This is a genomic window from Faecalicatena contorta (assembly GCF_003149105.1).
GTDB lineage: Bacteria > Bacillota > Clostridia > Lachnospirales > Lachnospiraceae > Muricomes > Muricomes contortus_C.
Window position 1 is genome coordinate 75,149 of record NZ_QGDS01000007.1, and the last position, 13,832, is coordinate 88,980.

Genomic DNA, 13,832 nt, shown 5'->3' on the forward strand with positions numbered 1-13,832 from the left:
AGAAAAGGTAGACAGAAAATGAAAAAGGGTTATTTAATAGATGAATTGAAACAAAAAATTCTAAGCATGCTAAAAGTTAAAGAATTTGACGCATGTGCCAATCTTACTCATATGGGCATGAATTCGATCATGATTATGAAAATTTCTGCATTTCTAAAGAAGAGAGGATGCAGGGTCTCATTTGGTGATTTAATTGAGCAGCCTACATTTAACAACTGGGCAGAGATAATTGAGGCAATTGAAGATGTGGTTCAGGATGCTGTAATTCCAAAGAAAAAAGAAACAAAAAATATGGACACAGAAGAATTCGACCTGACGGATGTTCAGTATGCATATTGGGCAGGGCGCCAAAATGATCAGGAATTGGGTGGAGTAGGATGCCATGCATATTTTGAGTTTGATGGAAATATTGGAGATGAGGAAAGATTAAAATCCGCATGGGAAATGGTGCAGAAAGCACAGCCAATGCTGAGAGCAAAATTTACAGATGATGGAAAACAGGTTGTATTAGATGAGCAGCATTTACAACAGGCGGTTATCCATGATTTTAAAAATATGGACATGAAAACATGTGATAAAGCGCTTATGGAGATCCGAACAAAATTATCCCATGAAAAACTGAATGTACAGGATGGAGAAAATATTCATCTGGAATGTGCGTTACTTCCGCAAGGGAAGAGTAAATTATTTTTGGATGCGGATTTACTGGTTGCAGATGTTGCAAGTATACATATTTTGATTACAGAATTAACAAAAGCGTATAAGGGAGAAACGATTCGCACATATGATAAGGATTGCTTTAAAAATTATTTAGAAGCAAAATCTGAAAACTATGAACTAGTGAATCAGGATAAAGAGTATTGGAGTAAAGTGATAGAATCCTATCCCTATGAAGCCCCATCGATTCCTTTGCGGGTAAGACCGGAAGAGGTAAAGACTGTAAGATTTCATAGAAAAAATAAGAAGATAAAAGCGGAAACATGGAAAAAACTGCAGGAAAAGGCAATGACGTATGGTATAACACCAGCGATGTTCCTGCTTACGGTCTACAGCTCGGTTATCAGCAGATGGACGAATCAGCAAAAGTTTATTATCAATATCCCGCTTTTTGACCGTGATGAGGAAAATCAGGATGTAGAAGGGCTGATTGCCGATTTTACAAATCTGCTGTTACTGGATGTTTCAAATTCAGAAACAAAGACATTTTTAGATTATTACAGAAAAATCAACAATACATTTATTTCGAGAATGTCACACTCCAGTTATTCGGGGGTACAGGTACAGAGGGATATTAACAGGATCAATGGAGGTTCCGAATCGATTGCACCAATCGTATTTGCCTGCAACATTGATTTCCCGTTTGAGACAGAAGCGACAAGAGAAACATTAGGCAAACTGAGCCATATGATTTCCCAGACACCTCAGGTGTGGTTAGATTTCCAGTCATTCTCTGATATGGGAGACTTGATATTGTGCTGGGACTATGTAGAAGAATTATTTGATTCCACAGTGATTGAAGACATGTATTCTTCTATGATAAAAATGGTGGAAACATTAGCAGCTCAGGATGATTGGAATAAAACAATCGATGTATTGCCTGACAATCAGAAAAAGACAAGAACAAAAGAGGTAATGGAAATATTGCCGCTGCAATATCCGCAAAAGCATTTGTATTCAGAATTTCTGGAAAATGCAAAAGAAGCTCCGGAATTACTTGCGGTCATTGACAGCATCACTGGAAAGCAAATCCGCTATCAAGAGCTTATGAATACAGGATTGCGGATTGCAGCCAGCTTAAGGGATACAGGAATCAGGCAGGGGGATTATGTAGGAATCGTTTTACCAAGAGGGTATCGGCAGATTTATGCAATTTTAGGCATTTTATTTGCTGGTGGAGTCTATGTTCCGATTGCCGGCAGCCAGCCTGGGGAGAGAAGAAAGAAAATATATGATCAGATTGGCATCCGGTATGTCGTGAGTGACGCAGAGACAATAGATGGTTGTAAGCTTCTGGAGGATGATGTCAATATGGTCGATTTAGACCAGGCGATGTCGGATGAACTTCAACTGGAAGAACCGGTACAGGTTTCGCATGATTCCTCGGCTTATGTAATTATGACATCAGGTTCCACAGGTGTTCCAAAAGGCGTAGAAATAGTACATCAGAGTGCAGTCAATACAATACTTGATTTAAATGCAAAATATAGTGTTGGTAAAGACGATACACTGCTGATGGTATCAGCCATTGATTTCGATTTATCTGTGTATGATATTTTTGGAACACTTTCCGCCGGAGGGAAAATCATTTCTTTAAGCGAAGAAGATTATAAAAATCCAGATGTATGGCTACAGATGATTGACCAATATAACGTGACCATGTGGGATTCGGTTCCAATCTTATTTGATATGCTTACGACCATGGCAGAGGGAAGAAAAAAATGGCTAAAGATCCGGCTGGCATTTCTGTCAGGAGACTGGATTCCAATTGAATTACCTGGCCGGTTTTATGCTATCAGTGATGAAACATCGCTGATTGTTGCGATGGGAGGAGCTACGGAAGCTTCTATATGGTCAAATTATCTGGAGGTCCCAAAGATAGTCCCATCTGACTGGGTATCCATTCCTTATGGAAAGGCCTTGAAGAACCAAGTGTATCGAATCGTTGATGATTATGGAAGAACTTGCCCCAATTATGTGGAAGGTGAACTTTGGATCGGCGGTGTGGGTGTTGCCAAAGGATACCGGGGAGATACACAATTAACAGAGAAAAAATTTATTTTAGATTCTAATGGGATGTGCTGGTATAAGACAGGAGATAACGGACGGACATGGAATGATGGAACAATTGAATTTTTAGGCAGAAGAGACAGCCAGGTAAAGATTAAAGGACATCGTATTGAGCTGGGCGAGATTGAAAATGCAATCAAGAAGTATCCGGGTGTCAGAAATGCAGTCGTAAGCGCTGAAGAACACAGCAAAAACGATAAGAAGATTGTTGCTTTTCTGCAGATAGAGGAAATGGCCGCTGAATTTTACATAGATAAAAAAGGAGAAGAAATTGATTGCCGGAAGATCCTGAATATTTCCAATGAAAAAGGGGGAGTATGGGTAGATTTCCGTGACTGTATCAATGCCATGACATTAAATTTTCTTAGAGATGTCCTGGAACAATCAGGCATTTCATTTGAAAGAACAATCAGCTTTGAGGAGATTGTGAAAACAGGGCAGATTTCTGATGAAATGAGGGGCGTGGTATATCGTTGGTTAGAACTGTTAGTGAATGACAAACAGCTTGAAAAAATAGAAGACAACTATCTCAGAACAGAAAGGCTTGGTCAAAAAAATCAAGATATTCATGCACCATTTCAATTCTATGATGAAGTATTTAACAGCCTGCAGGCAGATATTACAGGAATCTTAAAAGGAGAGAAAATTCCCATTGAGTTGTTCTATAAGGAGGATTCTAATATCAGACCAGATGTTTTAGCAAAGCATATAGCCGGTTATTCTGAAAATATAGAGCAGACGTTAAACCTGATTCATAGCATTGCTGAGAAAAGAAAGCAGAAAAAGCTGAGAATACTTGAGATTGGCTGCAGGGATAAAGAATTCACAAGAGCAGTGCTTAAGCAGAACAAGGAATGGATTGCTGAATATACATGTCTGGAAAATACAATCTTTTTCCAGAAGGATTATCAGGACATCATTGCTGAATTTGATGAATTCGAATATAAGGCTGGAAATCCAGAGGATATGAAGGAGATGTATGCAGATACATTTGATATTGTAATAGCTTTAAATTCGTTACATCGTTTTAACAATATTGCTGATAAGCTGCGGGAAATTTCGGGATTATTAAAGCCAGACGGCTGCCTGATTGGAAGTGAGCTAAATAAAGAACTGCTGATTATAGAGGTGGTTCCAGGCATTCTTGAAAAGGGATTTATTGATATGGATCTTTCCATCAGAGGCGGCAGCGTCATACCAGATGTCCAGTCAGTGAAGCAGCAGCTTGAGGCTTCAGGATATAAAATAAACTATATCACTGAGGAAGAAGAGGTTTCATCAGACGGCAGCATGTTATTTGTTGGCACAGTAGGTAATAAGAAAGAATTAACATTTCATCGCCTGATTCATTATCTGGAAGGAGAGATTCCTTCGTATATGATGCCTTTCGCATTTTATAAGGTGGATCAGTTTCCATTAAATAAAAATGGAAAAATTGACCGAAAGAAATTAAGCAGCATTGTAAAACAAAACATGGAAACACAGGATGAAAAGGCATTGTTTTCAGAGAGCGGCCAGATGAATAAGACACAGGCATTGCTTATGAACATCTTTGAGCAGGTGCTGCATGTACAGAATATCAAGGCACAGGACAATTATTTTGCGTTGGGCGGGGATTCACTGACGGCGACTCAGGTCATTGGATTATTGAGGAATCAACATAATATTAATATTTCAATCAAAAATATATTTGAAAATCCTACAGCCCTGGAACTTGCCCGGTTTATTGAGCAGAATGCAGACAGTTTGAAGGTGGAGAAAGACGAATCGCAGATTATCATAGATAAAGAGAACGAAAACGAGTCATTTCCACTTACTAATGTACAGTTTGCATACTGGATTGGCAGAAAAGGTGCATTTAATATGGGTAATGTTTCAACCCACTGTTATTACGAATTTGATTGTATGGAGCTTGATATTCTAAGGCTGCAAAAGGTCTGGAATGATATGATTGCTTATCACGGTATGCTAAGAGCAGTAGTATCTGAAAATGGTGAGCAGCGGATTATGAATAAAGCACCTATGTATCTGATTCAGACAGCAAATCTGTCAGGTTTTGATGAGGAAGCTAAACAAAGATATCTTTATGAGGCGAGAGAGCAAATGTCAAGACAGGTCATCGATGCTGAAAAATGGCCGCTGTTTGATATGAAGCTCACCATGATTGATCAGAACAATTCAAGACTTCATATCAGCTTTGATAATTTAATTTTAGATGGCTGGAGCATGTTCTATTTATTAGATGAAATGGCAGAAAGATATCGTAATGATGATTACCAAGAAGAGGAACTGCAGATTTCGTTCCGTGATTATGTTATTTCATTAAATAAAGCACGCAGTACTGAGAAGTATGAAAAAGATAAAACATACTGGTTAACGAGACTGAACGATTTCAGCAAACAGCCAATGATTCCCCTTGCTAAGAAGGAATCGGAATTATCAGATTATAGATTTTGCCGGAGACATATGCATCTTGAAGCAGATGAATGGGAGAAAGTAAAGTTACTATCACAAAAGAATGAAATCACACCAACAGTATTCTTACTTACAGCATTCTCGGACAGCCTTAGAAGATGGTCTTATAATAAGAGTTTTGCCCTTAACCTGACACAGTTTGAGCGGAGCTTTCAGCATCCACAGATCAACAAGCTTGTGGGAGATTTTACAAATCTAACTTTATTAGAAACAAAATATATCAAAGGCAGCTCATTTATGGAAAGGGCGAAGGCGATTCAGAGGCAGTTGGTCAGTGATCTGGAGCACTCACTTTACACGGCGGTGGAATTTGAGAGAGAGCTGCGGCACAGAGATGGAAATTTAAAGGATTCCATTATGCCGATTGTGTTCACAAGTGGTCTTGGAATCAATCAGTGGGACGACAATAAGTGGATTGGAAGGTTAAGCTACAACATTTCACAGACACCACAGGTATGGATCGATCATCAGGTTGTAGAGCAAAATGAAGGATTGACACTTAATTGGGACAGTGTTGATGAACTGCTCTCAGAAGAATTGTTAGATAAAATGTTTGACTTTTATAAGAGCCAGATCTATTCCTATATAGCTGATCCGCAGAATATGGCCATTGTGAGTGATGAGAACTGGGTGATTTCGGAAGGGAGCAGGGCGCAGGAGGAAAAGATTAGAAAGCCAGAGACCGGCAGAGAAAATACAGAGCCTGATTCCTATATAAATTCAAATGAACAGAATCCCGGCAAGGAATATAAGGAGAAACTTGCAGTAATCTGGGAGGAACTTTTAGAGGTTCCGGTGAAGGATTTCAGTAAGACATTCTTTGAGCTTGGCGGAAACAGTCTTGGAATGGTAAAAATGATCAATGAAATAAATGGGGAACTTCAGGCAGATATTACGATTATAGATATTGTAGAACATGATAGTATTGAAAACCTGGCTGGTTTTCTGGCGGACAATATTGAGGAAGGAATGATCTAGGTTCATGAATAAAATAAGTGATTTCGCACAGGGCTCTAAAAGAATTGGTATTCTGGGGGCCACTGGAATAATCGGACAGTCTCTGGCAGAAATATTACAGCAAAAAAAGCTGACTGTATTGAAAGGCGGCCGGGGCTTAGAAAATGGTCCTGACACAAAGAAGGTAAATATTGATGAGCCCCGTTCCTTAAAGGAATTCATAGATAGGTGTGACATCATTATCAACTGCACGGGCCCCTCACTGCTGACAAACCAAAAAATATTACCTGCAGTCGTGAATGCCGGAAAAGATTATATTGATGCCTTTGGGTGGACAAATAGTAAAGATAGTCTGAAACAGGAGGCGTCCAGAATTATTTTAAATGCTGGAAGCGTTCCGGGGATGCTTAGCGTACTAATCCGCAGCATGTATAAGGCAGAAACACAGGAAATGAAGGTTTGGAGCGGGGGACGAGAAGGAGGAAGCATTGGCTCTGTTGGGGATATCATTTTAAGCAGTATAAATGGTTACGGAGAATCAAACTGCTACATTGAAGATTCCGAAACAGTAAAGAACAAGAACTTGTATCTGGAACTCTTTGATGGTGCAGAGGAGCTGCCGGATAAAATCAGTACACAGCTAATCCTGACAAGTGAAATACGAAGTGTTGTAAAGTATCTTGGAGTTCAAAACATCCGGAATTATACAATCTGGGCAGAGGAACGTATGAAACGGATCATAATGTTTGGCTGTGTGGAGGCATCACGGTTAAAGAAAGAAGAGGACCTGAATAAACTATTTTCCACGGTACTTCGTGAGATAAATCAATTAAATAAATCAAAGCAGCCCTGGTTCACGATTGTGATTAAATCAATTGAAGAGTATGAGACAACTGTTCTGAGACTGGACACAAATGACAGTTCAAAACTTACAGCAGCGATGCTGGCATATATGGCGGATACTCTGATTCATCATGAGGTAGCTGGCGGAGTATACTGGCCATTTGAACTTGCGGACTCGGATGAAGTGCTGCATCTGATTCAGAATCTGGGAATATCCGTAGATATTCATGGAGAATTATAAGATGGGAAAGAAAATAAGAGTGCTTTTGTGTGGAACAGTTTTTGGACAGATATATTTAAAAGGTGTCCTTGCAAATGAGGATTTTCAACTGGCAGGTATCTTATCTAACGGAAGCGGACAGTCCAGAAAAATAGCAGGCCAATATCAGGTACCCATTTATAAAGATGTGGATGAAATTACGAATCAGGATTTTGATTTGGCTTTCGTTGTCATTCGTTCTGGAATAGTTGGTGGAGCTGGAAATGAAATCGCACAAAAATTGCTGAATAAGCAGATCAGTGTTGTTCAGGAACAGCCGGTTCATTCAGAAGAAGCTGTGGAGAACTATAAAATTGCAATGAAAAATAATGTCTTTTACAAGGTAAATACATTCTATTCGTATTTACCTTCATCCAGGATTTTTCATAGTAAAATTTGTGAGCTAAAAGCAAAAAGTGAGATCTACAGTATTGATGGTGCATGCAGTCTTCCGGTGTTACTTCCGTTTATCGACCAGGTTGGAAGTACACTGGGAGGAATCAGTCCATATATTTTAGATTATGAACACTGCTTCAAAACGGATATCCAGAATTATGTATGTGGAACGATAAAGGGTATTGATTTTATGTTCCGTATCCAGAGCCATATGAATTCAGACAACATAAAAAAATATGCGTATATGTTAAATGAAATAAATGTGATGACGGGAATGGGAAATTTAAAATTAACAGAAGTAAATGGACAAGTCGTATGGGTATCAAAACCTTATGTTGTAGAGGAGTATCTTAGACAGGAATGTAAAGATGAAATACGCAATGTGAATGGCACAGAGATTTTATATGATGCAGGCGGAAAAAAGTACAGCGAGTTGTACCACAGCATATGGCCGGAAGCAGTAAATAATTTCCTGACAGCGAATAAGGAGTTAATCATAAAGAAAAAATGTGATGCTGCAGATATGCAATACTATATAGCTTTGTGCCGTTTGTGGAAAGATATATCAGATTTTATCAGCAGGTAATTATTAAAATAGGTGGAGGAAATCAAATGAATGAGTTTTTAGCAAAGTGTGAGTCAAAGGGAATCACTCTAACTTTAAAAAATGGTCAGAATATATCATACCGGACCAGTAAGGGACCTATAGAAAAGGATATGCTGAAGTATTTAAAAAAACATAAATCGGAGATTGTTTTATATTTACATAATAATGGACAAGCAGATAAAGATACGGATGGAGTAAAGCTTACACATGATGAGAGTAAGAGATATCAGCAGTTTCCTTTAACAGATATTCAGAGCGCTTATTATTCAGGAAGACAATCCGGTTATGAATTAGGCGGAACCGGCTGTTACACATATATCGAAATCAAATCAGACCTGATTGATGTTATTCGTTTCCAGGACGCATGGCATAAAACTATTATGAAACATGATATGCTCAGAGCCATCATCACCAGGGATGGGAAACAGGTTGTTAGAAAGGAAGCGGAAATGCCTGCCCTTGAAGTCAGAGAAGTAAATGTAAGCCAGGGACTGGAGAACAGTTTTGAAGTGAAAAAAATACGTGAGCAGATGTATACATATGACTTTGCTGTTGCTTCATGGCCAATGCACAAGTTTATCATTAGCCAGGGAAAGACATACTCAATCATTCATTTTTGTGTAGATATGTTAATTGCTGACTATATCAGTATTAATATTATTTTAAATGATGTTTTTGATTACTATAATAATGGTAAATTTTCTTTGGAGGCCAATAACGAAATCACATTTAGAGATATTGTTCTTTCGAGAAAGAAAAACAATAAGAATCAGGCAGCAAAACAATATTGGAAAGATAAGATTGCAAATAATGAATTTAAGTGTCCGGAATTACCTGTTATCCGTTCAAAAAATACCCCTGATGGAAAAGCAGATGTGGTGTTCGGCAGAAGAAAAATGATGTTAGGCCGTGACAGCTATGCAGCACTGAAAAAAGCAGCAGCCCAAAATGGTGTCACTGTATCAAATGCAGTACTGGCAGCATATGCTTCCATTTTAGGAAGATGGTCTGAAAGTAAGCAGATGTGCATCAATGTAACTCTGATGCAGCGTTCAAATGAAGAAATGAGTATTGTTGGAGATTTCACTTCGGTGGATATGCTTACAGTTTCTGTAGAAGAGGAACCTTTTATTGATCTTGTCAGGAGAATCCAGAATACGCTTTTAAAGGATATGGCACATATGGAGTTCTCTGGCGTTGAGGTCCTGCGGGAGGTCAACCGCTATGTGGATGAAAATAAAATCTTCCCAGTTGTATTTACGAGTACTGTGGGAGAAGAAAAATCAAAAAATTATGCTTCTGACTTAGAAATTATTGAGGGTATCAGCAGAACTCCGCAGGTATGGATTGACTGTCAGGTAATTGAGAGAAATGGAGAGTTGGAAATCCATTGGGATGTGAGGGATGGCATATTCAAAGAAAATGTTATTTCCGATATGTTTACCACATTTGAAAATACAATTAAAAAGATTGTTACAGACAGTGACTGGACAGATAAAGAGGCGCTGACATTTGCCCCGGATTATTTCAAAGACAGAGATTCCTATAATCATGCAGAAAAGGCTTTTGAAAAGAGAATGCTTTATGATGGAGTACTTAAAAATATAGCAGAGCGTCCGGATGAAATGGCAATTATATTTGATGAACAAAAATATACTTATAGAGAATTCGGAAAATATATTCAGTCTGTAATGCAATTATTACAGAGCAAAAATGTACAAAAGGGAGATAATGTTGCAATCATTCAACCCAGAGGAATCTGGCAGGTTGCTTCTGCAATCGGAACGCTGCTTTCTGGATGCGCATTTGTACCAATTGATGTAAATCAGCCATCAGCCAGACAGCAGAAGATTGTTACAAGCAGTAATTCACGTTTTATATTACTGACAGATGATACGAACTCCCAGATTGAGGATGCATTCCGGGAAAAGGTGATACATCTTACACTTCAGAATGAAATAAGTCGGGATATTGCAGCAGAACCAACAGCCATACCGGATGATCTGGCATATATTATTTTCACATCAGGCACCACGGGTGTTCCAAAGGGAGTAATGATTACACATAAGGCTGCTGAAAATACGATTATTGATATAAATGAAAAATTCAATGTATCAAATGAGGACGTTTTCCTCGGGTTAACAAAATTATCATTTGATTTATCTATTTATGATATTTTTGGCTGTTTTGATGCAGGTGGTACGTTGGTAATCCCGAAAGAAAGCAGTGTCATAAATCCTGTCCACTGGATGGAATTAGTGGAAAAGAATGGTGTTACGATCTGGAATTCTGTACCGGCATTGTTAAAAATGCTGCTTCAGGAACTTAATGAAGGGAATCGTGAGAGAGTTCAGTCGCTGCGGTTATTTTTATTATCCGGAGATGTCATTGATAATAAGCTGCCGGGAAAAGTAAGTGAACTGTTAAGGGATTACCAGATGATAAGCCTGGGCGGTGCTACGGAAGGTTCTGTCTGGTCACTGTACTGGAATATTACAGATTTTAATGAGAACACGCTGGTTCCTTACGGAGTTCCATTGAGCAATCAGAAAATGTTTGTATTAAATAGCGGTTTCAGGCAGTGCCCAAATGAAGTAAAAGGTGAAATATATATTGGCGGTGATGGATTAGCAAGCGGATACTATGGAGATAAAGAATTAACAGATGAAAAGTTCTTATATAATGATGAATTAGAAGAACGTCTTTTCAGAACCGGTGATATCGGATATTACACGGAAGATGGAATTCTGATGATCTGCGGCAGAAGAGATAATCAGATTAAGATAAATGGAAACCGTGTGGAAATCGGTGAAATTGAAAGTGTCATCAAGGAAACAAAGGAGGCAGCGGATTGTACGGTCATTTATCACAAACGTCCTAATAAATCAAATAAACTTTTTGCATTCTTAGAGCCATATAAGAGTATGGAACAGAATTTGGGGCAGACAAATGAAGTTGAAATCGGAAGATTAAAAGAGGCATGCAATCAGCGGTTTGAGGATATCAGCCGGGAAGATTTCATGAGATGGAAAAAGCAATCAGATAAAGCCGCGCTGGCTGATATGCTGGCTTTATTTGTTAATCTTGGATTGTTTGATGATGCAGGTAAAAAGCACAGCCGTAAAGAAATCCATAATACAACAAATGAGCAGGCCGAGTTCAATACAATTGTAGACCGGATGCTGAGAGCTTTGGTTGAAGCGGAGATTTTAAATTGTACAGGGAACGTGTATGGCCTGACTGAAAAAGCTTCAGAATATAAGGACCGTGATGGGATTTGGGACGATTTTATGGCAATCGGAAATGAAATTCATTATGGTGAAGCCCTGATGCAATATCAGAGAGAATCAGGAAGAAAAATCCTTGAGCAGATTCGCGGAGATATTACGGGACTGTCGTTATTCTTCCCTGAGGGCAATACGGATGTAGCTGTCGCAGCCTACCGGGAGAATATGATCAACCGGAGATTAAATTATGTGGCAGCAGATCTGATTAACAATTGCTGTAAGACAGGCGCCTCTATTCTTGAAATTGGTGCAGGTGTCGGGGGAACAACGACTACTGTATTGGAAAACTTAAACTGCAGCAATGTAAGTTACTGCTTTACGGATGTCTCACAGTTCTTTATTAATAAAGCCAAAACCATATATGCGGATTATGGTTTTCTTGATTATAAGCTGCTGGATATTAACAAGGACTATGATGTACAGGGCTTTAAGGATAATAAATATGACATTATTTTATGTGCAAATGTATTACATAATTCACAGAATATTGAGGTGAATTTATCTAAGATCAGAAAGCTGTTGAAGCCGGATGGATATTTAATCATTATGGAAGCTACGAAGGAATCCTATCTTCTGACGACATCCCTGGAATTAAAGGGTGGATTAGATGGCTTTACAGATCATAGAAGCAGTGGGATTGATGTATTTACATCCGGAGAGAAATGGATTGAGCTTATTGAGAAGGCAGGTTATAACTGTTATTTCATATTGCCTGAAAATGATGATTTATTATCTGAATGTGGCCAGAGTGTATTGTTCTGTCAGAACAAAGCAGCTTCATTTAGCAAGAAGATTAATGTAGAGGCAATTGAGAAATATATGGCTGCCCGTCTTCCTGTATATATGATTCCAGATCAGATTGAGATTATTGATAAGATTCCGTTGACGGCAAACGGAAAGATTGATCGTAAGGCACTGAACGGCATTTGCGAAGAACGACTGGCATCGGATAAGAAAACGGTTGTAAAAGAACAATTCAGTGATGTAGAACAGCAGATATCAGATATCTGGAAATCTGTTTTAAATGTGGCTGAAATCAGCAAGAAAGATAATTTTTACTATGTCGGCGGCGATTCCCTTCTGATTACACAGGTGGTTTCTAAAATGAGGGAATCCATTGAAGGACTGGGAGATGTTTCCTGGGATGAATTGATGCAGGATGCATTGAATAATCCAACGATTGAAGGAATAGCTGACGTAATCCAGACAAAGACCGCAGAGAAAACACCAGTGGGAAATACATCCGCCCAAAGCATCAGTAAGCAGATGGATAGCTCGATGGTAGTATATCGGGATAATCCGGAGAAACGGAAACTGGTACAGGCATATCTTCATGCGGGCACAGGAAGACTCGTTGATTATGAATTCCTGATTCCTGAATTGCTGGATCAGACTTCTGATGATATTTCAGTCGTAGGTTTTATGTATGGAAACAATGAAGAGTACTTATCTGTTCCTGCAGAAGAACTCATAAAGAAGAGAGCAGAAAAGTATGCACAGCTGTTATTAGACATGAAGGCTGAGAGTTATGAGGTGCTGGGATACTGTGTTGGCGGGTTCCTCGCATTAGAGACAGCAAGAATCCTTCTTGAAAATAATGCAAATGTGAAAAATGTGGTGATGATCAGCTCCGAACTGGCAACGCATATGGTTCATAACCAGATGATTACAGAACTCGCATACGGGACTGCGATTGGTCTGGATATGGGGAAGGCCGGATATGATATCGATATTGTAAAAATGAAAAAATGTATGGAAGATATTTTAAAGGGTGAGCATAGAAATATTAAGAACTCTGAACTTATCACGCTCTCAGAAGAATACGAAGAGTATGGAAGATTATTTACGGCATTGCTGGATGATACCCATGAAGAAAGGCTAAAGAATATATTTGAAAAATCCGGCGGAGAAAAATTTAATGGAAATGAAAGTACATTCTCCATGTTCAAGATTTTATATGATATATTTGAGCATACATTTAAAGCAATGATGAATTATAAGTTTGATGAATTTTATTTTGGAAACGTCTTATACTTAGAAGCGCCCACTGTTAATTCATTTTATCCGGAGACAAAAAAGCCGGCTGATTTTGAAGATATATGCTTAGGAAATCTGACAATCAGGCAAATAGATGGGAATCATGCAACATGCCTTAATAAAGATAACTATCACAAGGTATTAGATGTTATTTTGGAGACGCTGGACGAAGGGGAATACTGAT

At 38.7% G+C, this 13,832-nt stretch carries 4 protein-coding genes; all 4 read left to right on the top strand.

Features of this window, described 5'->3' with window-relative positions; translation table 11 throughout:
* The first annotated feature begins 18 nt into the window (after positions 1-18).
* Genes A8805_RS12755 through A8805_RS12770 form a run of 4 tightly spaced genes read left to right on the top strand, consistent with a single transcriptional unit; the run spans position 19 to position 13,831 of the window.
* On the top strand, positions 19-6,240 hold the full coding sequence (locus A8805_RS12755) for a non-ribosomal peptide synthetase (RefSeq protein ID WP_109711731.1): 6,222 nt from the start codon (positions 19-21) through the stop codon (positions 6,238-6,240).
* A 4-nt stretch (positions 6,241-6,244) separates the two neighbouring features.
* Entirely contained in the window at positions 6,245-7,303 is a 1,059-nt protein-coding gene (locus tag A8805_RS12760) for an NAD-dependent epimerase/dehydratase family protein (protein ID WP_109711733.1), read from the top strand.
* A gap of 1 nt (position 7,304) precedes the next feature.
* A complete protein-coding gene (locus A8805_RS12765) occupies positions 7,305-8,303 on the top strand; it encodes a Gfo/Idh/MocA family oxidoreductase (RefSeq protein WP_181392831.1) in 999 nt (332 codons plus the stop codon).
* A gap of 26 nt (positions 8,304-8,329) precedes the next feature.
* Complete coding sequence (locus A8805_RS12770) at positions 8,330-13,831, top strand: non-ribosomal peptide synthetase (RefSeq protein ID WP_109711737.1); 5,502 nt, start codon at positions 8,330-8,332, stop codon at positions 13,829-13,831.
* Position 13,832: the final 1 nt, after the last annotated feature.